This is a genomic window from Pseudomonas fragi (assembly GCF_025426255.1).
GTDB classification, from domain to species: Bacteria; Pseudomonadota; Gammaproteobacteria; order Pseudomonadales; family Pseudomonadaceae; genus Aquipseudomonas; species Aquipseudomonas kulmbachensis.
Map to the genome: position 1 here is coordinate 2,077,840 of NZ_CP104861.1, position 19,851 is coordinate 2,097,690.

Here is a 19,851-nt window from a genome sequence, read left to right on the forward strand (position 1 = left end):
ACGAGGCTGCGTCCGGCGACGAAGTCGCCGTAAAATCTGAATGCCCGGCCTTACAGGAAGATCGTGCATTCAGGATTTACGAGCGCTTCGCACTCGAACGCAGCCTCGTTCCTTCGGCAGCTGCTACGCGGTTTTGCGTGCCTCGCCGTGAAATGTTTCATGGCGTCTTGCCGGGTGGGCCTTATAATGGCTGCCTTTGCGTTTATGAGCAGGCTGTAAGTCCTTGGCAAATATAGATAACCCAGCCGCTGAAATGGCTGAGGAAGGTTTTTTCCGAATCGCGCTCGGCGTGGAATACAAAGGCTCGCGCTATAGCGGCTGGCAGCGTCAGGCCAATGGTGTGCTGACCGTCCAGGAAACCCTGGAAAATGCCTTGTCAAAAGTCGCTGCCTCGCCGGTTTCATTGATGTGCGCCGGGCGTACGGATGCCGGTGTGCATGCCTGCGGACAAGTGGTGCACTTCGACACTCAGGCTGATCGCTCCTTAAAAGCCTGGGTGATGGGCGCCAACATCAACTTGCCCCACGACATCAGCGTCAGCTGGGCCAAAGTCATGCCTGCAGACTTTCATGCGCGCTTCAAGGCTATCGCCCGTCGCTACCGCTATGTGATCTATAACGATCAGATCCGGCCTGCGCACCTGAATCAGGAAATCACCTGGAACCACCGTCCGCTGGATGTCGAGCGCATGGCCGAGGCTGCCCAGTACTTGCTGGGTGTGCATGACTTCAGCGCCTTTCGTGCGGGTCAATGCCAGGCCAAGTCCCCAATCAAGGAAATGCACCATCTTCGGGTGACCCGTCACGGTCGGATGATCGTGCTGGATATTCGTGCCAGCGCATTTTTGCATCACATGGTGCGCAACATCGCCGGGGTGCTGATGACCATCGGGACGGGTGAGCGGCCAGTGGAGTGGATCAAGGAAGTATTGGAGAGCCGTACCCGCCGCTCTGGTGGTGTGACGGCGCATCCTTATGGTTTGTATCTGGTGCAAGTTGAATATCGCGATGAGTTCCAGTTGCCGGAACGTTACATTGGGCCTCATTTCTTGACTGGTTTTACCGAACTGGACGGCTGACGCCCGGATAAGCATTTGTTACCATCCGGGACTTTCGCGTTCGGGGTGTTATCGAGATGTCCGTTGTTCGCAGCAAGATCTGCGGTATTACCCGCATAGAAGATGCACTGGCTGCGGTCGAAGCCGGTGCCGACGCTATCGGCTTTGTGTTTTACGCAAAAAGCCCACGCGCCGTCACGGCATTGCAAGCGCGAGCGATCATTGCGGCGCTGCCACCTTTTGTGACCACGGTCGGGCTGTTCGTCAATGCCAACGCTTGTGAGCTGAACGAAACACTCGATGCCGTACCGCTGGATTTATTGCAGTTTCACGGCGATGAAACCCCGGAGCAGTGTCAGGGTTATCACCGTCCTTATATCAAGGCATTGCGCGTGAAGGCCGGGGATGACATCGCCGGTGCCTGCAAAGCGTATGCAGGGGCCAGTGGTATTTTGCTCGATGCCTATGTTGAAGGCGTACCCGGTGGAACTGGTCAGGCATTTGACTGGTCTTTGATTCCACAGGATTTGAGCAAACCGATTATTTTGGCCGGTGGCTTGACTGTCGAGAACGTCGCAGACGCCATTGCCCGGGTTCGACCCTATGCCGTGGATGTGAGTGGCGGGGTAGAAAAGGGCAAGGGCATCAAGGATCACGACAAGATTCGTGCCTTTATGCGGGCAGTGCGCACAACAAATTGATGCCGATGTGACGGCTGGCAGTCTGCCGCCGTCCATCAATACCGCTATAAAAAGCGTCGTAAAAAGCAAGTTGGCCCGCAGGTTTGACGGGCAGAAATTAAAGTGGCAGCCGCTCTGGGGCGTGTTGTCGGGACGGCTGAGGGTTGCGAGGTTTGGCTGGTTTGCCGTGTGCTGACCGCCGCCTGCGCAATCATCGCCACACACCTATTGAATTTAGCTCAAGGGCATACACGGGGTCTGGACTCAACGGTTCAGGCCACCGGTACTGGAGAAAAAAAGCATGAGCAACTGGTTGGTAGACAAGCTGATTCCTTCGATCATGCGTTCCGAGGTCAAAAAGAGCTCGGTACCTGAAGGCCTGTGGCACAAATGCCCGTCTTGCGACGCTGTACTTTATCGTCCGGAGCTGGAAAAAACCCTGGATGTTTGCCCCAAGTGCAATCACCACATGCGCATCGGCGCCCGCGCCCGCATCAATATCTTCCTGGATACTGACGGCCGTTCCGAGCTGGGTGCAGACCTGGAGCCGGTAGACCGTCTCAAGTTCCGTGACAGCAAAAAGTACAAGGATCGTCTGGTCGGCGCACAAAAGCAGACCGGCGAAAAAGACGCGCTGATCTCCATGAGCGGTACGTTGCTGGGCATGCCGGTTGTAGTGTCTGCATTTGAGTTCTCCTTTATGGGTGGCTCGATGGGTGCCATCGTTGGCGAGCGTTTTGTTCGTGCTGCCAACTACGCACTGGAAAACCGCTGCCCGATGATTTGCTTCGCGGCCTCCGGCGGTGCGCGGATGCAGGAAGCCCTGATTTCCCTGATGCAAATGGCCAAGACCTCTGCGGTACTGGCGCGTCTGCGTGAAGAAGGCATTCCGTTTATCTCGGTACTGACCGATCCGGTCTATGGCGGCGTTTCGGCCAGCCTGGCAATGCTGGGTGATGTGATCGTGGCTGAGCCCAAAGCGCTGATCGGCTTTGCTGGCCCGCGTGTTATCGAGCAGACCGTTCGCGAAAAACTGCCAGAAGGCTTCCAGCGCAGCGAGTTCCTGTTGGAGCACGGTGCAATCGACTTGATCGTTGCGCGTCAGGAGCTGCGTCCGCGTCTGGGCAACTTGTTGGCACAAATGATGGGCCTGCCGACGCCGGTGTTTGTGGCTGCGCCTGTTGAAGCGATCGTTGTGCCGCCGGCTCCTGCAAACATATGACCCAGCGCACCCTTGGCGAGTGGCTCGCCTATCTTGAACAGCTGCATCCATCTGCCATTGATATGGGGTTGGATCGCGCACGCGAGGTAACGAACCGCATGGGGCTGCAAAAGCCTGCGCCTCGGGTGGTGACGGTTACGGGCACCAATGGCAAGGGCTCGACCTGTGCGTTTGTGGCAGCGTTGCTGCAGGCGCAAGGGCTCAAGGTGGGCGTTTACAATTCGCCCCATCTGCTGCGCTATAACGAGCGCGTACAAATTGATGGTGCTGAAGTCTCTGATGAACAGCTCTGCGAAGCCTTTGTGGCTTTGGAAGCAGGGCGGGGCGAGACTTCCCTGACTTATTTTGAAATGGGTACGCTGGCTGCCTTCTGGCTGTTTGAGCGTGCCCAGCTGGATGCCGTTGTACTGGAAGTTGGCCTTGGCGGACGTCTGGATGCGGTCAATCTGGTGGATGCCGACCTGGCGCTGGTGACCAGCATCGGTGTCGATCATGTCGAGTACCTGGGTAATACCCGCGAATCCGTAGCCTATGAAAAGGCCGGGATCTTCCGTGCGGGCAAGCCTGCCCTTTGTGGCGATCTGAACCCTCCGCACACGTTGCTCGACAAGGCCAAGGAGCTGGGTTGCCCGCTGTTTTTGCGCGGTCGTGACTTTGACCTGGCTACCACCGACACGGCCTGGCATTGGCGTGGCCTTGATGCCAAGGGCCAGGTTGTAGAGCTGCGGGACATCCCGTTGCTGGATTTGCCCATGGAAAACGCCGCATTGGCCGTGCAGGCCTATGCGTTGACCGATTTGCCTTGGCAGCCTGCGCGTATCATCAGTGTGCTGTCAGGTACTCGTATCACCGGTCGTCTGGATCGTCGCCAGTTCAACTGGCAAGGCAAAACCCTGAATCTGCTGCTGGATGTGGGGCACAACCCGCATGCTGCCCAATACCTTGAGCGGCGTTTGGCGCAGCGTCCGGTGGTTGGCAAGCGCTTGGCGGTGTTCGGTTTGCTGGCAGACAAGGACCTCGATGGCGTAGTGTCACAGCTCACCTCGTCGGTTGAACATTGGGCGGTTGCGCCTTTGCATTCCGGGCGTACACGGCCGGTAGCTGATGTTCAGGCTGCGCTGCAAAATCTTGGTGCTTCGGTTTCGGCCTATGCCAGTGTTGCAGCTGCGCTCGAAGCGCAGTGCGAACGAGCTACCCCCGAAGACGAAATTTTGCTGTTCGGATCATTTTATTGTGTCGCTGAAGCGCTCGAGTGGTTGGAGCGACGTGCCACGGAGGAGGCTGCAAATGGCTTTGCTGGATAAGGTATTCAAGCAGCGGATGGTGGGCGCCCTGGTATTGGTGGCGTTGGCCGTGATTTTTCTGCCGATGCTGTTCTCGCGCCAGGATGAGCAGCGTCAGATCCAGGTTGATGCGCCAAGTGCGCCTCAAATGCCAGTGATGCCGCAAGTTCAGGTCGAGCCGGTTGCAGTGCCTGAGCCGCAGGTTATTGCGCAAGAGCCGGCTGTGGTCGAGCAGCCGGTTGTCCAGCAGCAGGCGCCTGCGCCGGTTGCACCGGTCGTAGCCAAACCTGTAGTGGTTGCGCCAAAACCGCCGGTCGTCACTCCGGCGCAGTCGGTCGCGCAGGCACCGGCCAAGCTGGATACCACGCAAAAGCGTGTTGATCCCAACGGTTTGCCTATCAGCTGGTCGGTTCAATTGGTCAGCCTGTCCAATCGGGCAAGCGCTGATAACTTGCAAAAAACGCTTCGCAATCAAGGATATAACGCATACGTGCGATCCTCTGGCGGAATGAATCGGGTTTTTGTCGGGCCGTTGCTCGAGCGTGCAGAGGCCGACCGTCTGCGTGATTTGCTCGGCAAGCAGCAGAATCTCAAGGGTTTTGTGGTGCGCTTCCAGCCGGAACGTGATTGATCGCGCAAAAAGGTTCAATCTGATTGCTCTGGCGTGGATAAATCGCCTTACCTGAGCGGCGGCGCTCTGCTAAAATGCGCCGCCTTATCTGTCCGTAGGCTGAACTGTGCCATTTACCTGGGTTGACTGGGCGATCGTTGCAATTATCGCCATCTCCGCTTTGATCAGTTTGAAGCGCGGCTTCGTCAAAGAAGCATTGTCGCTGTGCACCTGGATCATTGCTGGGGTCGTAGCCTGGATGTTCGGCGGTTCACTGTCTCAATATCTCTCCGGATACATCGAAACGCCTTCCGCCCGCGTCATCGTCGGGTGCACCATCATGTTTGTCGCCACCTTGCTGGTAGGCGCAATGATCAATTTTCTTATCGGCGAACTGATTCGCGTCACCGGGTTATCCGGGACCGATCGTTTTCTCGGCATGGTCTTCGGCGGTGCGCGTGGTGCATTGCTGGTGGTTGTGGCGGTCGGGCTTTTAAGCCTGGGGCCGGTACAGCAAGACTCATGGTGGCAAGAGTCACGGCTCGTGCCACAATTTCTATTGGTTGCCGACTGGTCCAAGAACCTCATTCTGGGGTGGAGCAGTCAGTGGCTGGCCAGCGGAATCAGCGTACCCGCTGACATTCCGTTCAAGGAGCATCTCTTGCCGGCTATCCAGCCCAAGTGAGTGGTGTTCAGTTCAGATCCATTAAGTAGGGGTTGCGTCGCATGTGTGGCATCGTCGGTATCGTCGGTAAGTCGAACGTCAATCAGGCGCTGTATGACGCGCTAACCGTCCTCCAGCACCGCGGCCAGGATGCTGCCGGTATTGTGACCAGCCATAATGGCCGGTTATTTTTGCGCAAGGACAACGGGCTGGTTCGTGACGTGTTTCATCAGCGTCACATGCAGCGTCTGGTCGGCAACGTGGGCATTGGTCACGTGCGCTACCCAACCGCTGGCAGCTCGACTTCAGCTGAAGCTCAGCCGTTTTATGTCAACTCGCCCTATGGCATCACCTTGGCGCATAACGGCAACCTGACCAACGTTGAACAGCTGGCCAAGGAGATTTACGAATCTGACTTGCGTCACGTCAACACCAATTCCGATTCTGAAGTTTTGCTCAACGTTTTCGCCCATGAGCTGGCTCGGCGCGGCAAATTGCAGCCGACCGAAGAGGACGTGTTCGCAGCGGTAACTGACGTGCACAACCGTTGCCGTGGCGGTTACGCCGTGGTTGCGATGATCACCGGTTACGGCATCGTCGGTTTCCGCGATCCGAACGGCATTCGCCCGATTGTCTTCGGTCAGCGTCACACCGACGAAGGCGTCGAGTACATGATCGCCTCCGAAAGCGTTTCGCTGGATGTGTTGGGCTTTACCCTGATTCGCGATCTCGCGCCGGGCGAAGCGGTGTACATCACTGAAGACGGCAAGCTGCACACCCGTCAGTGCGCGGTAAACCCGCAACTGACCCCGTGCATCTTCGAGCACGTGTATCTGGCGCGCCCGGATTCGATCATCGACGGTGTTTCGGTGTACAAGGCACGTCTGCGCATGGGCGAGAAGCTCGCCGAGAAGATCCTGCGCGAGCGTCCGGATCACGACATCGACGTGGTTATCCCGATTCCGGACACCAGCCGTTGCGCTGCCTTGGAACTGGCTAACCACTTGGGCGTCAAGTTCCGCGAAGGCTTCGTCAAGAACCGTTACATCGGTCGTACCTTCATCATGCCAGGCCAGGCTGCACGTAAAAAATCCGTGCGCCAGAAGCTCAACGCCATTGAGCTTGAGTTCCGAGGCAAGAACGTGATGCTGGTGGACGACTCGATCGTGCGCGGTACTACGTGCAAGCAGATCATTCAGATGGCCCGCGAAGCTGGTGCCAAGAATGTGTACTTCTGCTCGGCGGCCCCGGCTGTTCGCTATCCGAACGTCTATGGCATCGACATGCCAAGCGCGCATGAGCTGATCGCACACAATCGCAGCACCCAGGAAGTGGCCGAGCTGATCGGTGCCGACTGGTTGATCTATCAGGACCTGCCTGACCTGATCGAAGCGGTCGGTGGCGGCAAGATCAAGATTGACGCATTCGACTGTGCAGTATTTGATGGCAAGTACGTCACCGGCGACATCGACGACAAATACCTGGAACGTATCGAGCGTGCGCGCAACGACGCCTCCAAGGTGATTTCGCAAGGTGTGGGTGCCACCATCGGTATCTACAACAACTAAGTGTTTACCAAACCGGCCCTGATGGGCCGGTTTGCATTTTTCCAGTAAAAAGTAACCAATACAAAGCAATCAATACAACGCAAGGAGTGGGCAGCATGAGTCAGGATTGGGATGCGGGTCGGCTGGACAGCGACCTTGAGGGCGTAGCGTTCGACACCTTGGCTGTGCGTGCTGGCCAGCACCGTACGCCAGAAGGCGAGCACGGTGATGCAATGTTCCTGACCTCCAGCTACGTGTTCCGCACGGCGGCTGACGCGGCAGCGCGGTTCTCGGGTGAAGTGCCGGGCAACGTTTACTCGCGTTACACCAACCCCACCGTGCGCGCCTTCGAAGAGCGCATTGCCGCCCTTGAAGGTGCCGAGCAGGCCGTGGCAACCGCTACCGGCATGGCGGCGATTTTGTCGGTGGTCATGAGCCTGTGCAGCGCCGGAGACCATATCCTGGTGTCGCGCAGCGTATTCGGTTCGACCATCAGTCTGTTCGAGAAGTACTTCAAGCGCTTTGGCGTACAGGTTGACTACGTGCCGTTGGCCGAACTGGCTGGCTGGGACGCTGCAATCAAGCCCAATACCAAGCTGCTGTTTGTCGAGTCGCCGTCCAACCCGCTGGCCGAGTTGGTGGACATCGCCGCTCTGGCCGAGATAGCACACGCCAAGGGCGCGCTGCTGGTCGTCGACAACTGCTTCTGTACACCTGCCTTGCAGCAGCCGCTGAAATTGGGCGCAGACATCGTGGTGCATTCGGCCACCAAATTTATCGACGGCCAGGGTCGTTGCATGGGCGGTGTGGTTGCCGGTCGTGGAGAGTTGATGAAAGAAATCGTCGGCTTCCTGCGTACTGCCGGGCCGACCCTGAGCCCGTTCAATGCCTGGATCTTCCTCAAGGGTCTGGAGACCCTGAATCTGCGCATGCGCGCCCACTGTGCGAGTGCCCAGGCACTGGCCGAGTGGCTGGAGCAGCAGGATGGGGTAGAAAAAGTGCACTACGCAGGCCTCAAGAGTCATCCGCAGTATGAGTTGGCCCAGCGCCAGCAGCGCGGCTTTGGTGCAGTGGTCAGCTTTGAGGTCAAGGGCGGCAAAGAGGGCGCCTGGCGCTTTATCGACGCCACCCGCCTGATTTCGATCACCGCCAACCTGGGTGACAGCAAAACCACGATTACCCACCCGGCGACCACTTCCCATGGTCGACTCGCACCGCAAGAGCGTGAGGCGGCGGGTATTCGTGACAGCCTGATCCGCATCGCGGTAGGTCTGGAAGATGTCGGCGACCTGCAAGCTGACCTGTCGCGAGGCCTGGCTGCGCTGTGATCGACCGCATGCTCGAAACACCGGCCACTACCAATGGCCGTGTAGCGCTGGTAACAGGCGCTGCACGGGGCATTGGCCTGGGGATTGCCGCCTGGCTGGTCACTGAAGGCTGGCAAGTGGTTCTGACCGATATTGACCGTGCCCGGGGCTCCAAAGTGGCCAAGGCGCTGGGCGAAAGCGCCTGGTTTTTGACCATGGATGTGTCGGTTGAAGCCGATGTGATTCAGTGTGTCGCGCAAATCCTGGGTCAGTTTGGACGGCTGGACGGGCTGGTGTGCAACGCCGCGATTGCGGATCCGCACAACATGACCCTGGAAAGCCTCGATCTGGAGCACTGGAATCGCGTGCTGGCGGTTAATCTCACCGGGCCGATGTTGCTGGCCAAGCATTGCGCGCCGTACTTGCGTGCGCATGCGGGCTCGATCGTCAATCTGGCCTCCACCCGTGCCCACCAGTCGGAGCCTGATACCGAGGCTTACGTGGCGAGCAAGGGCGGAGTGCTGGCGCTGACCCATGCGCTGGCTATCAGCCTTGGGCCGCAGATTCGGGTCAACGCGGTAAGTCCGGGCTGGATTGACGCCCGAGACCCCTCTGTGGTGCGTGCAGAGCCGCTGACAGACGCCGATCACGACCAGCACCCGGCAGGTCGGGTAGGGGGCGTGGAGGACGTTGCAGCGATGGTTGCCTGGCTGCTGTCACGTAACGCCGGGTTTGTGACGGGTCAAGAGTTTGTGGTTGACGGTGGTATGAGCAAAAAGATGATCTACGGCGCGTAAGCCTTGTTGCGGGCTGGCCACTATTTTTGCGTTTTTTGAAAAAAACTCAATCTTGTCCTTGACTTAGCTTCGATAGATGCGTAAATTTCGCGGCCTCAACGAAGCAAAGGGTGATTAGCTCAGCTGGGAGAGCATCTGCCTTACAAGCAGAGGGTCGGCGGTTCGATCCCGTCATCACCCACCACTTCTTGAGATTCTCGCAAGAGAAAGGTCGTTCCGAAAGGATCTACCACCGACGCGCAGCGGTAGTTCAGTCGGTTAGAATACCGGCCTGTCACGCCGGGGGTCGCGGGTTCGAGTCCCGTCCGCTGCGCCATATTTGTACAAATCAGGTTCGCCTGGTTTGCGATTGAAAAGCACCGAAGCTCTTCAGTCACAGGTTTTAAAAGTTTCAAACGGACGCAAGTCCGAGCGATACGCAGCGGTAGTTCAGTCGGTTAGAATACCGGCCTGTCACGCCGGGGGTCGCGGGTTCGAGTCCCGTCCGCTGCGCCATATTTGCTTCAGAGCCCTTGAACTCTCTGAAGCTGCAAAGAAAGCGACCTTCGGGTCGCTTTTTTTGTGTCCGGGTTTTTGTAACAACCTGTAGCCACAACGCACGCAATCAAACTGCGCGCTTGTCGTGAACTGATGCACAATACGGCCTGTACCGTTCTCTTCAGGATCTTTAATGCTTATGTCATTCCCCGTGCGTGCCGTGGTAGTCGCCCTCGTGCTGGCTGGACTCGCAGGTTGTTCAACGAAGAAAACAGCAATCTATGAGCATGAAAGCTTTGATGACTCAGGGACGTTTTCGCGTAACTACCCGGTGACCGACAAAGCTTCTTGTGAGGCGGCACGCCGTGCCTTGCTGAGTCAGGGCTACATCATCACCAGCAGCGACCCGAAAATTATCAGCGGCCACAAGAGTTTCCAGCAAACCGGCGAAAGCCACCTGGAGATCAGCTTTAACGTGGTGTGCGCCGACGATGGTGGTTCGCAGCATCACGCCACCATGTTTGCCAACGCGCTGCAGGATCGTTATGCGCTGAAAAAGGTCAACAACTCGGCCAGTCTGGGAGTCGGCGTGCTGGGGTCGGTGTCGATGCCAATTGGCTCCACGGATGACTCAATGGTTAAAGTCGCCAGCGAGACCGTGTCTTCACCTCAGTTCTATGACCGCTTTTTCGGCCTGGTTGAAGTGTTCCTGCCCAAGCCCAAGGAAGTGGAAAAAGCACCGCCTGTTCCTGAAAAGCCCAAGCCTGAACTGGGAGTGCCCGAGCCTGCGCCCGCCAAGGCCGAAACAGCAGCGCCTGCTCCTGCTGCAGAGCAAGCCACTCCGTCAGTGCCAGTAGTGGCGCCTGTGAGTGAGCCTGTGCTGCCAGCTCCAGCTGTGACGCCTGTGACGCCTGTGGCTCCGGTTGTGCCTGCGCCAGCTCCAGTGACGGTTACCCCGGAGGTCAAGCCGGCAGCCGAGCTGCCTGAGCCGGCCAAGCCGGTAACGCCCGCGGCCGAGCCTGCGTCTACCCCTGCGCCTGCCGCCGTAGAGCCTTCTACCGGCCAATAAATGTGCAGTAAATCTCAAAAGCTCTGCTACGTTTATAAATGAGTTGTGACAGGGCCCGCGAAGGTGTCATTTTTCCTTCACGTGGGCACTTTATGCTCAGGCAGTAATTAAACAAACAGACTGAAAAGGGATGCTGCAATGGACGACTATCAGGAAGAGCTGCTTGAGTATCAGGCTTTTGAACTTGACCCGCTGGACCCGGCTGACGACGCGACCGAGCTTTGAGCCGGGCACCGCTTCATGCCGATTGGCGCTGACGCCGCCGGTATTCACCCGGCGTCTGCGCGTTCCAGCGCTTGAAAGCCCTTTGAAACGCCTCGGCTGAGGCAAACCCCAACAAATAAGCGATTTCACCGAAGGCCAATTCCGTGTCACGGATATAGGTCATGGCGAGGTCGCGCCGTGTGTCATTGAGAATGGCGCGAAACTGCGTACCTTCCTCGGCAAGCTTGCGGCGCAGGGTCCAGGTTGGCAGCTTGAGGCGTGCCGCCACTTCTTCCAGGTCGGGCTCCCGGCCGCCATTGAGCAACGGTCCCAGCAGTTGTGTGATGCGCTCACGCAGGCTGCGGGTGCGGGTCAGTTGTTCCAGTTCGCGTTCGCACAATTGCAGCAAGTAGGCCCAGGTGCTCGGGCAGTGCTGCGGGTTGCGCAGATCGAGGGTGGCATGGTTCAGCCGCAACTGGTTGGTCTCGGCCCGAAAGTGGATTGCCGGGCTGCAGAGCACGCTGTAACGCTGTGCGTACTCCGGCTCGCTGAATTCAATGTCGATCTGTTCGCAGCTCAAAGGCCTGGCCGCGACCGATGACAGGTGTTGTAACCAGCCGCAAATGATCGAGTCCACCACAAAGCGGTTATAGGCGTTGTACGGACTGATGGAGTAAAAACGCAGCCAAGCGCCTTGGGCGTCTTCGTGCAGGCTTGACTGGCCGCGGTAGTTGGAGCCGTAAAGGGGCTCAAAGCGAATCAGGGTGCGTGCCGCCTCCCGCACCGTGGGTGCCTGGGCCGCGGTGACACCGGCCAGCCCGACCTGGCTCAAGCGGCTGAGCTGGCCCATGCGCAAACCTAACGCCGGGTCGCCGGTCAGGGTAATCGCCGCGTGCCCCAGGCGCATGTAGCGCGGGATCGACAAGCGCGCCAGTGGCTGGGCCAGTCGGGCCGGGTCAAGCCCGAACTGTTCGAGCAAGGGCGCAGGGTCTTGACCACAACTGCGAACGGCGTCGGCCAGCGATTGAACAAACCCGACCGAAAGATCCCCCAAGCGCATTGGCAGCGGTTTCATCGCTCTATAGCCAGAGGTTCAGCAGGCGGGCGCCAGTGCCGGGCTGATCCGGGCTGGTCTGGCCATTGCGGCTGATAAAGCCCAGGCCGGTGCTGTGCTTGTCCCAGAACTTGCCGCGTAAAAACACGGTCACGCCCGCTTCGGCGGTGCTGATGGGCAGGCTGCTGATCAGGGTCAGGCGGTGCCAGGCATCGCCCTCGGTGACTTCGCCGGGCTTGAGGCTGATTTCGCTGGGCGTCGATACGCTTTTGTAGCCACCCCAAGGTTTATCCCAAGTGGTTTTGCCTACGATAAACGCGGGTACGGCAATCAGTTGCACACCTTTCTCGTTCAGTGTGCGGTAGTTCTCGGGGTACCAGCTGTCGCTGCCGATCAGGATGCCCAGGCGCCCGGCCGGGGTATCCACCACGTTCAGCTCATGGTCGGGGCTCGGCTGGATATAGCTTTGCTCTTCATAGGTCGGCAACAACTGGCGTTGGGGAGTGCCCAGCGCTGCACCGTCTCTGTCAAACACAACACTGCTGTTGTACAGCGGGCCAGTGCCGGGCAGCAGCTTGCCGTTCTCGATACGCGGTGCAGGCAGCGCAATGCTACCGGCCACCAAAGTCACGCCGAACTCTTTGGCCAGGCCGCCGAACAGCGTCTGGTAGTCAGCCGCCATGCTGTCGGCTTTCATGCGCAAGTGCGCATCGTTGACCCGGCTTTCACCGTCGGCACGCAGCCAGGCATTGGCAAAGGCCAAGGGATTGCTCATGGCCAGCCATTGCATCGCTTGGTTCAGGTTTTCAGCTTGATACAGCTGGTTTTTCTCGCCGCGAAACATCAGCCAGGAACCGATGTGTTCCGGTAATACCACCACGGTTTTAGCGTTGAGCAAGCCTGCATCGCGAGCGGTATTGAGGTAAGCGGCCAGCTTTAGATGGACCAGCTCCAGGCTCTGATAGTCGCGGGGGGACAGGTCGGGTTCGATACCCAGCAGGTTGCCACGGTCATTATTGACGCCCTCGTTAATGGCCAGCTCGATGCGCAGGTCAGAAAGGTAATGGCCAACATCCCGTTGCGTGGTCCAGTAGGCATAGCCGCCGATTGCGGCGACAAGAGCGATCAGTAAGGTGCAGCCAATTAGTTTGCGCATAGAAATAGAACAGACAGCTTTCAGCGGAATTCGACGTCTAGGGTAGGCGGCGCCTGCAGGCTTGCCAAGGGGTGCTGCGCATTTGGGTTAATAATTTGTTAGTTTGGGTCATTGAGTGGGGTCTGCTGAGTCTTTACTGTGCCTCACATCAACGACGGGAGCCGCAGAGCATCCCGCGTCCCGTGATTTAGCCCGTTGTGGAGCTTTCTGATGACCGCCACTCACTACCCGCATTTACTCGCCCCGTTGGATCTGGGCTTTACCACCTTGCGCAACCGCAGCCTGATGGGCTCGATGCACACCGGTCTTGAAGAAAAGCCCGGTGGTTTTGAGCGTATGGCCGCCTACTTTGCCGAGCGTGCCAGAGGCGGTGTCGGCCTGATCGTGACCGGCGGCATTGCGCCCAACGATGAAGGGGGGGTGTACAGCGGCGCGGCCAAGCTGAGCACGGTCGAAGAAGCAGAAAAGCATGTGGTCGTGACTCGGGCGGTGCACGATGCCGGGGGCAAGATTTGCCTGCAGATCCTCCACGCCGGGCGTTATGCCTACAGCCCGCGCCAGGTGGCACCGAGTGCGATTCAGGCACCGATCAACCCGTTCACGCCCAAGGAACTGGATGAAGAGGGCATCGAGAAACAAATCAGCGACTTCGTGACCTGCGCCAAACTGGCCCAGAGCGCCGGTTATGACGGTGTCGAGATCATGGGTTCCGAAGGCTATCTGATTAACCAGTTTCTCGCTGCGCACACCAACCAGCGCACTGATCGCTGGGGTGGTAGTTACGAAAATCGCATGCGCCTGCCCGTGGAAATCGTGCGCCGCGTGCGTGAAGCCGCAGGTCCGAACTTCATCATCATTTATCGCCTGTCGATGCTCGATCTGGTAGCCGGCGGCAGTATCTGGGAAGAAGTGGTGCAACTGGCCAAGGCCGTCGAGTCGGCCGGTGCGACCCTGATCAACACCGGGATTGGCTGGCACGAAGCACGCATCCCGACCATTGCCACCAAGGTGCCGCGCGGCGCGTTCAGCAAGGTGACGGCCAAGCTGCGTGGCTCGGTCAATGTGCCGTTGATCACCACCAACCGTATTAATACTCCGGAAATTGCCGAGCAGATCCTGGCCGAAGGCGATGCGGACATGGTATCCATGGCCCGTCCGTTTCTGGCCGACCCGGAGTTCGTCAACAAGGCAGCGGCCGGGCGCAGTGATGAGATCAATACCTGCATCGGCTGCAACCAGGCCTGCCTGGACCACACCTTCGGCGGCAAGCTGACCAGCTGTCTGGTCAACCCTCGTGCCTGCCACGAAACGGAACTCAACTACCTGCCGACCATTGCGGTGAAAAAAATCGCCGTGGTCGGTGCTGGCCCTGCCGGGTTGTCAGCCGCTACCGTAGCGGCCGAGCGCGGGCATGCGGTGACGCTGTTTGACTCGGCCAGCGAGATTGGCGGTCAGTTCAACGTGGCCAAGCGCGTACCGGGCAAGGAAGAGTTCTTTGAAACCCTGCGTTACTTCAAGCGCAAGCTGCAAACCACCGGTGTCGAGCTGTGCCTCAATACCCGGGTGGATGTGCAGCAGCTGGTGGATGGCGGGTTTGACGAAATCATCCTGGCTACTGGTATCGCACCGCGTACCCCGGCGATTCCGGGCATCGACAATCCCAAGGTGCTGAGCTACCTGGACGTGATCCTGGAGCGCAAGCCGGTAGGTGCCAAGGTGGCAGTGATTGGTGCGGGCGGGATTGGTTTTGATGTATCCGAGCTCCTTGTGCATCAGGGCGTTTCCACCAGCCAGGACCGGGACGCGTTCTGGAAAGAGTGGGGCATCGACACCGCGCTTGAAGCCCGCGGCGGTGTTGCCGGGATCAAGCCCGAGGTGCATGCCCCGGCGCGTCAGGTGTTCCTGCTGCAACGCAAAAAAACCAAGGTTGGTGACGGTCTGGGCAAAACCACTGGCTGGATTCATCGCGCGGGCCTGAAAAACAAGCAAGTGCAGATGCTCAATAGCGTGGACTACCTGAGCATTGATGATGCCGGGTTGCATATCCGCATTGGTGAAGGCGAGCCGCAATTGTTGCCGGTGGACAATATCGTGATTTGCGCCGGGCAAGACCCGTTGCGCGAGCTGCACGATAGCCTGGTCGCGGCGGGGCAGAGCGTGCATTTGATCGGTGGTGCGGATGTGGCAGCGGAGCTGGATGCCAAGCGTGCGATTAATCAAGGGTCGAGATTGGCGGCGCAACTTTAACTCTCACCCCAACCCTCTCCCGGAGGGAGAGGGGGCTGATTCGTGGCGTTTCGCAGGTCTGCATTTGCCTTTGCAGCCCACACAAAGTGGGCTTTTAATGCACGATCTGCGCTAAAAACGCCTTGGCTCGCGGGCTTTTTGGGGCGTTGAAGAACTGTTCCGGTGGCGAGTCCTCGATCACCATCCCGCCATCAAGGAACAGCACCCGCTCGGCCACCTGGCGGGCGAAGCCCATTTCGTGGGTGACGCAGAGCATGGTCATGCCACTGCCCGCCAGGTTGACCATCACGTCCAGCACTTCGCTGACCATTTCCGGGTCCAACGCCGAGGTCGGCTCATCAAACAGCATGATTTTCGGTTCCATGCACAGCGCACGGGCGATGGCCACGCGTTGCTGCTGCCCGCCGGACAGTTGGCTCGGGTACTTGTCGGCTTGGCTGGCAATCCCGACCTTGGTCAGAAAATGTTGCGCCAGTTCAATCGCCTTTTTGCGTGACAGGCCGCGCACCGACATCGGCGCCAGGATGCAGTTGTCGATCACGCTCATATGCGGGAACAGGTTGAAATGCTGAAACACCATTCCGATTTCGCTGCGCACTTTAGCGGCTTCGCGAGTTGGCAGTGACAGGTCAGTGTCGTTGATCAGGATGCGACCCTGCTCGGCGATTTCCAGGCGGTTGATACAGCGGATCAGCGTCGATTTGCCGGAGCCGGAAGGGCCGCACAGCACGATGCGTTCACCTTCACGCACTTTCAGGTCGATGCCTTTGAGTACGTGAAAGGCGCTGTAGTACTTGTTCAGCCCAGCAATATCCACCACCACCTTGCGCGTGTCGGTTACGGGTGACACAGAGTGAACGTAAGCAGATTGTGCGTGCATGTTGTGTCTCCAGGTGTCAGTGAAAGCGCTCGGCGCTGTAGGGCGCAGGGTCGGTGAAAGGTTTTTCGCCGGTCATCATTTCGGCCAGCAGGCGCCCGCTGACGGGGCCCAGGGTCAGACCGTGGTGAGCATGCCCAAAGTTGAACCACAGGCCCTTGTGGCGACTGCCTGGGCCAATCACCGGGCACATGTCCGGCAGGCACGGGCGGCGTCCAAGCCAAGGCTCGTCATCGAGACGCTCACCCAGCGGGTACAAGCGCTGGGCGCGTGCTTCGCAACGGCGCAGCTGGATCTCATTGATTGGGTCATCGCTGTCAGCAAATTCGATCCCGGTGGTCAGACGAATACCGCCAACCATCGGCGCCAAGACATAACCACCCACCGAATCGAGAATCGGATGGTGCATGGTATGGCCATCCTTGGCGGCGTAATGCATGTGGTAGCCGCGCTTGATCGCCAGCGGAATGCGATAGCCCAGCGGTTCGAAAATCTCCCGTGCTTGCGGTCCAAGGGCGATCACCACTTCGTTACCGACAATCAGCCCTTTCTGGCTTTCGACCTGCCATTGCCCGGCGGTTGCCCGCAGGCTGGCGGCGTCGCCGGTGACAAAGGTGCCGCCGCGCTTGATAAACAGCTCGGCATAGCCGCGGGTCAGGCCGCCCGGGTCACTGACGGTCTTGGGGTCGAGCCAGTGAATGCCGCCGATCACATCGGTGTGCAGGCCCGGCTCCAGGGCGTGGACTTGCTGCTCACCGAGCACCCGATAGTTGAGCTTGAACTCGCTCAGGGACGCGGCGTCGCGCTGGGCTTTGTCGAAGTCGGCCTGGGTGCGGTAGACCTCGATCCAGCCACTGTCGTCAATCAGCGAAGTGACGCCCGCAGGCTCGGCCAGCAGGTCGTGCTCGCTGACGCACTTTTCAATCAACGGCAGCATGGCCCGGGTGGCTTTGGCCAGTTCCTTGGGGCCGGACTGCTGCCAGTATTTCAACAACCACGGCCCGGCCTTTGGCAGATGCTTGAGGCTGTAGCGCACATCTGATTGCTGATTGAGGCCATAGCGCAGCAGGCGCGAGATTTCACGCGGGAACGAATAGGGGATAACGCTGGCGCGCTCGATCAGCCCGGCATTGCCGTGACTGGTGCCGCTGCCCGGCTGGGCGCGGTCGAGCAGCACGACGTTGCGCCCGTGGGCCTGGAGTTGCAACGCGGTACTGACGCCGACGATGCCGGCTCCCAGAACGATGATGTCGCAGTGCATAAACAAATCCTTAAATCGGGGGCCGTGTTCGCAGCCCGAACAATGGGCTTACTGCAAATGGCGGCCGAGGCGGCCTTCGATCAGCTTCAGGCTGCGTCGTACGATTTCCACGATCAGCAGGTACAGCACGGCAGCCCACAGGTAGATCTGGAAATCGAAGCTGCGCGAGAACGCCATCTTGGTCACGCCCATCAGGTCGTAAATGGTCACCAGCGAGGCGATGGCGCTGGCCTTGATCATCAGGATCAGTTCATTGCCCAGCGGGCCGATAGCCACCAGCAGCGATTGCGGCAGGATGATCTTGCGAAAGGCCGTCCAGCGCGACAGGTTCAGCGCCTTGCAAGCTTCACGCTGGCCCTGGGCCACGGAAAGGATGCTGCCGCGCAGGATTTCGGCCTGATAGGCCGCGGTATTGAGGGTGAAGGCCAGCAGGGTGCAGAACCAGGCATCACGGAAAAACCACCACAAGCCCACGTCTTGCCAGAAGCCCTTGAACGAGCCGAGGCCGTAATACAGCAAAAACAGTTGTGCCAGCAGCGGCGAGCCGCGGAAGAAGTACACGTAGGCGCCGGTAAAGCTGCGCAGGAAGCGATTGCTGGACAAACGCCCCAAGGCAATCAGCAAGCCGAGCAAAGCGCCGAGGGTGAACGAAATCGCCACCAGCTTGCCGGTGACCAGCAGCCCGTCGATAAAGCGCGGGCCGTAGCGTTCCAGCAGGTCGGGGTTGAGAAACATGTTTTGCAGATCCGCCAGACTCATGGCTGCGCGCTCCGTTGATGGCGGCTGAAGTAGCGTTCAAGGAAGCTGAACAGCCGCCCGGAAATCGCCGAGAAAAACAGATAGCCCAGGCACGCGACGCTGTAGAACAGCATCGGGTCCTTGGTCACGCTGACGGCCAGGTTGGTTTGGCGCATCAAGTCCACCAGGGAGATGGTCGACACCAGCGAGGTGTCCTTGAGCAGCGACAGCCAGTTGTTCGACAGGCCGGGCAGGGCGATGCGCGCCAGTTGTGGCAGCACCACCTTGCGGAATGTGGTGAATTTGCTCAGGCCCAGGGCCGAGGCGGCTTCAAACTGGCCCTTGGGAATGGTTTTGAACGCGCCCAGCCAAATCTCGCTGGAGAAGGCGGCAAACACCAGGCTAAAGGCAACCATCGCGGCAACGAAGGTATTGATCGTGACCTGCGCGTCGTAGCCCATCATGGCGAGGATCTTTTGCGCGGCGATCTGGCAACCGTAGTAAATGATCAGCAGCGTCAGCAGTTCCGGCAAGCCACGGAAGACGGTGGAAAAGGTTGTCGCCCAGGCCCGCACCCAGCGGTTTTTGGAGCGTGCCGCTACGGCCACGGCCAGGCCCAGTGGCAAACCGATGGGCAGGCAGCTCAAGGCCAGTGCAATGGTGACCATAGCCCCGGCGAGCAAGGCCGAGCCCCAGCCGCCACTGGCGAAAGAAAGAAGTGAGAGTTGATCGAGCATGCTCGAATCCCCGGGCAAAATTGGGCCGAAATTCAGCCGCTGCGCACCTTATGTGCGCAGGGCAGGGTCATTGGCAGGGAAGCCCTCAAACGAGGGCAGGCGACTCAGTAAATGTCGAAGTCGAAGTACTTGCTGGAGATCTTTTTATAGGTGCCGTCAGCCACGATTTCGTCCAGTGCCTTGTTAAAGCGCTCGCGCAGCACCGTGTCGCTCTGGCGCACTGCAATCGCTGCATCGGCATTGGTGCCGTCTACGTCACCGATGATCTTGCAGCAGTCGTCGCTGGCCTTGTTGATCCACTCCAGCAGGGGGAACTTGTCGGCAATCACTGCATCGACGCGGCCGTTTTTCAGCTCGGCATTGGCCTCGTCCAGGGTCGGGTAGAGGTTGAGCTTGGCGCCGGCTTTCTCGTAGTGATCTTCGGCATAAATGCCCTGGGTTGCTGCGCCTTGGGCGCCGATGGTGCGGCCCTTGAAGTTGATCTGGGCATCGGTGATGTCAGAGTCTTTGGGCACGGCGATCGACAGAGGGGTGCGGTAATAGTGATTGGTAAACGCAATTTTCTTTTTGCGTTCATCGGTCACGATCATCGATGCGACGATGGCATCGTACTTTTTCGCCATCAGCCCCGGAATGATGCCGTCCCAATCCTGGGCAACGATCTTGCATTGTGCGTTCATGCGTTCGCACAGGGCATTGGTGATATCGACGTCAAAACCCGAGACCGTGCCGTCCGAGTTGGTGGTGTTGAATGGAGGGTAGGCGCCTTCGGTGGCGATAGTCAGCGTATCGGCGTGAGCGTTGGCTGCAACAGCGGCCACCAGTGCACATGCACTTGCAAAGCGAATGACGTATTTCATCTAG

Annotated in this window: 18 protein-coding genes and 3 tRNA genes; 14 read left to right on the forward strand and 7 right to left on the reverse strand. The window is 58.9% G+C overall.

Translation table 11 applies throughout. From position 1 onward, the window contains the following. Positions 1 to 253: 253 nt before the first annotated feature. From truA to N7D90_RS09560, 13 genes are all read left to right on the forward strand, one after another. A complete protein-coding gene (gene truA, locus N7D90_RS09500) occupies positions 254 to 1,078 on the forward strand; it encodes a tRNA pseudouridine(38-40) synthase TruA (RefSeq protein ID WP_261742412.1) in 825 nt (274 codons plus the stop codon). Positions 1,079 to 1,134: 56 nt separating this feature from the next. Next, positions 1,135 to 1,758 (forward strand): phosphoribosylanthranilate isomerase, encoded by a 624-nt coding sequence (locus N7D90_RS09505; RefSeq protein WP_261741921.1) that lies wholly within the window; start codon positions 1,135 to 1,137, stop codon positions 1,756 to 1,758. A 280-nt stretch (positions 1,759 to 2,038) separates the two neighbouring features. Beyond that, positions 2,039 to 2,959, forward strand: a complete 921-nt coding sequence (gene accD, locus N7D90_RS09510; protein WP_261741922.1) for an acetyl-CoA carboxylase, carboxyltransferase subunit beta — start codon at positions 2,039 to 2,041, stop codon at positions 2,957 to 2,959. Next, positions 2,956 to 4,263 carry a bifunctional tetrahydrofolate synthase/dihydrofolate synthase gene (gene folC / locus N7D90_RS09515; protein ID WP_261741923.1) on the forward strand — a complete coding sequence of 436 codons (1,308 nt, stop codon included), beginning with the start codon at positions 2,956 to 2,958 and terminating at the stop codon, positions 4,261 to 4,263. Before accD ends, folC begins: the two co-directional genes overlap by 4 nt. Further along, the gene (locus N7D90_RS09520; RefSeq protein ID WP_261741924.1) at positions 4,247 to 4,873 is read left to right on the forward strand and encodes an SPOR domain-containing protein; all 627 of its coding nucleotides are present in this window, start codon (positions 4,247 to 4,249) and stop codon (positions 4,871 to 4,873) included. Before folC ends, N7D90_RS09520 begins: the two co-directional genes overlap by 17 nt. A gap of 106 nt (positions 4,874 to 4,979) precedes the next feature. Beyond that, complete coding sequence (locus N7D90_RS09525) at positions 4,980 to 5,537, forward strand: CvpA family protein (RefSeq protein ID WP_261741925.1); 558 nt, start codon at positions 4,980 to 4,982, stop codon at positions 5,535 to 5,537. A gap of 41 nt (positions 5,538 to 5,578) precedes the next feature. Next, positions 5,579 to 7,084 carry an amidophosphoribosyltransferase gene (gene purF, locus N7D90_RS09530; RefSeq protein WP_261741926.1) on the forward strand — a complete coding sequence of 502 codons (1,506 nt, stop codon included), beginning with the start codon at positions 5,579 to 5,581 and terminating at the stop codon, positions 7,082 to 7,084. Positions 7,085 to 7,179: 95 nt separating this feature from the next. Then, positions 7,180 to 8,391 (forward strand): O-succinylhomoserine sulfhydrylase, encoded by a 1,212-nt coding sequence (locus N7D90_RS09535; protein WP_261741927.1) that lies wholly within the window; start codon positions 7,180 to 7,182, stop codon positions 8,389 to 8,391. 8 nt (positions 8,392 to 8,399) lie between these two features. Beyond that, positions 8,400 to 9,167, forward strand: coding sequence for an SDR family oxidoreductase (locus N7D90_RS09540; protein WP_261741928.1), 768 nt, complete (start codon positions 8,400 to 8,402; stop codon positions 9,165 to 9,167). Between the two features lie 108 nt (positions 9,168 to 9,275). Then, positions 9,276 to 9,351, forward strand: a tRNA-Val gene (locus N7D90_RS09545). Between the two features lie 55 nt (positions 9,352 to 9,406). Beyond that, positions 9,407 to 9,483 (forward strand) — tRNA-Asp (locus N7D90_RS09550). Positions 9,484 to 9,585: 102 nt separating this feature from the next. Further along, positions 9,586 to 9,662, forward strand: a tRNA-Asp gene (locus N7D90_RS09555). 175 nt (positions 9,663 to 9,837) lie between these two features. Continuing rightward, on the forward strand, positions 9,838 to 10,713 hold the full coding sequence (locus tag N7D90_RS09560; RefSeq protein ID WP_261741929.1) for a DUF2242 domain-containing protein: 876 nt from the start codon (positions 9,838 to 9,840) through the stop codon (positions 10,711 to 10,713). Positions 10,714 to 10,951: 238 nt separating this feature from the next. Here N7D90_RS09560 and N7D90_RS09565 read toward each other — a convergent pair whose 3' ends face one another. Both N7D90_RS09565 and N7D90_RS09570 read right to left on the reverse strand, forming a co-directional pair. Then, a complete protein-coding gene (locus N7D90_RS09565; RefSeq protein WP_261741930.1) occupies positions 10,952 to 11,992 on the reverse strand; it encodes an AraC family transcriptional regulator in 1,041 nt (346 codons plus the stop codon). A gap of 4 nt (positions 11,993 to 11,996) precedes the next feature. Beyond that, positions 11,997 to 13,127, reverse strand: a complete 1,131-nt coding sequence (locus N7D90_RS09570) for a nitrilase-related carbon-nitrogen hydrolase (protein WP_261741931.1) — start codon at positions 13,125 to 13,127, stop codon at positions 11,997 to 11,999. 210 nt (positions 13,128 to 13,337) lie between these two features. Here N7D90_RS09570 and N7D90_RS09575 point away from each other — a divergent pair, with 210 nt between their 5' ends. Beyond that, positions 13,338 to 15,374, forward strand: coding sequence for an NADPH-dependent 2,4-dienoyl-CoA reductase (locus tag N7D90_RS09575; RefSeq protein ID WP_261741932.1), 2,037 nt, complete (start codon positions 13,338 to 13,340; stop codon positions 15,372 to 15,374). 94 nt (positions 15,375 to 15,468) lie between these two features. On the opposite strand, the gene N7D90_RS09580 is transcribed toward N7D90_RS09575, so the two are convergent. The 5 genes from N7D90_RS09580 to N7D90_RS09600 form a co-directional block, all read right to left on the reverse strand. After that, positions 15,469 to 16,254, reverse strand: coding sequence for an amino acid ABC transporter ATP-binding protein (locus N7D90_RS09580; RefSeq protein ID WP_315968154.1), 786 nt, complete (start codon positions 16,252 to 16,254; stop codon positions 15,469 to 15,471). A gap of 16 nt (positions 16,255 to 16,270) precedes the next feature. Next, complete coding sequence (locus N7D90_RS09585) at positions 16,271 to 17,512, reverse strand: NAD(P)/FAD-dependent oxidoreductase (protein ID WP_261741933.1); 1,242 nt, start codon at positions 17,510 to 17,512, stop codon at positions 16,271 to 16,273. 48 nt (positions 17,513 to 17,560) lie between these two features. Further along, positions 17,561 to 18,271 carry an ABC transporter permease gene (locus N7D90_RS09590; RefSeq protein WP_261741934.1) on the reverse strand — a complete coding sequence of 237 codons (711 nt, stop codon included), beginning with the start codon at positions 18,269 to 18,271 and terminating at the stop codon, positions 17,561 to 17,563. Continuing rightward, positions 18,268 to 18,987, reverse strand: coding sequence for an ABC transporter permease (locus tag N7D90_RS09595; RefSeq protein ID WP_261741935.1), 720 nt, complete (start codon positions 18,985 to 18,987; stop codon positions 18,268 to 18,270). Before N7D90_RS09595 ends, N7D90_RS09590 begins: the two co-directional genes overlap by 4 nt. Before the next feature lie 104 nt (positions 18,988 to 19,091). Continuing rightward, the gene (locus N7D90_RS09600) at positions 19,092 to 19,847 is read right to left on the reverse strand and encodes a transporter substrate-binding domain-containing protein (protein WP_261741936.1); all 756 of its coding nucleotides are present in this window, start codon (positions 19,845 to 19,847) and stop codon (positions 19,092 to 19,094) included. Positions 19,848 to 19,851 lie beyond the last annotated feature (4 nt).

Bases quoted from the DNA above. Each gene is read 5' to 3' on its own strand.
- N7D90_RS09540 (WP_261741928.1), top strand. From the start codon at position 8,400: ATGCTCGAAACACCGGCCACTACCAATGGCCGTGTAGCGCTGGTAACA.
- accD (WP_261741922.1), top strand. From the start codon at position 2,039: ATGAGCAACTGGTTGGTAGACAAGCTGATTCCTTCGATCATGCGTTCC.
- N7D90_RS09535 (WP_261741927.1), top strand. From the start codon at position 7,180: ATGAGTCAGGATTGGGATGCGGGTCGGCTGGACAGCGACCTTGAGGGC.
- N7D90_RS09600 (WP_261741936.1), bottom strand. From the start codon at position 19,847: ATGAAATACGTCATTCGCTTTGCAAGTGCATGTGCACTGGTGGCCGCT.
- N7D90_RS09560 (WP_261741929.1), top strand. From the start codon at position 9,838: ATGCTTATGTCATTCCCCGTGCGTGCCGTGGTAGTCGCCCTCGTGCTG.
- N7D90_RS09595 (WP_261741935.1), bottom strand. From the start codon at position 18,987: ATGCTCGATCAACTCTCACTTCTTTCTTTCGCCAGTGGCGGCTGGGGC.
- N7D90_RS09575 (WP_261741932.1), top strand. From the start codon at position 13,338: ATGACCGCCACTCACTACCCGCATTTACTCGCCCCGTTGGATCTGGGC.
- N7D90_RS09570 (WP_261741931.1), bottom strand. From the start codon at position 13,127: ATGCGCAAACTAATTGGCTGCACCTTACTGATCGCTCTTGTCGCCGCA.
- N7D90_RS09590 (WP_261741934.1), bottom strand. From the start codon at position 18,271: ATGAGTCTGGCGGATCTGCAAAACATGTTTCTCAACCCCGACCTGCTG.
- purF (WP_261741926.1), top strand. From the start codon at position 5,579: ATGTGTGGCATCGTCGGTATCGTCGGTAAGTCGAACGTCAATCAGGCG.
- folC (WP_261741923.1), top strand. From the start codon at position 2,956: ATGACCCAGCGCACCCTTGGCGAGTGGCTCGCCTATCTTGAACAGCTG.
- truA (WP_261742412.1), top strand. From the start codon at position 254: ATGGCTGAGGAAGGTTTTTTCCGAATCGCGCTCGGCGTGGAATACAAA.
- N7D90_RS09565 (WP_261741930.1), bottom strand. From the start codon at position 11,992: ATGAAACCGCTGCCAATGCGCTTGGGGGATCTTTCGGTCGGGTTTGTT.
- N7D90_RS09585 (WP_261741933.1), bottom strand. From the start codon at position 17,512: ATGCACTGCGACATCATCGTTCTGGGAGCCGGCATCGTCGGCGTCAGT.
- N7D90_RS09580 (WP_315968154.1), bottom strand. From the start codon at position 16,254: ATGCACGCACAATCTGCTTACGTTCACTCTGTGTCACCCGTAACCGAC.
- N7D90_RS09505 (WP_261741921.1), top strand. From the start codon at position 1,135: ATGTCCGTTGTTCGCAGCAAGATCTGCGGTATTACCCGCATAGAAGAT.
- N7D90_RS09520 (WP_261741924.1), top strand. From the start codon at position 4,247: ATGGCTTTGCTGGATAAGGTATTCAAGCAGCGGATGGTGGGCGCCCTG.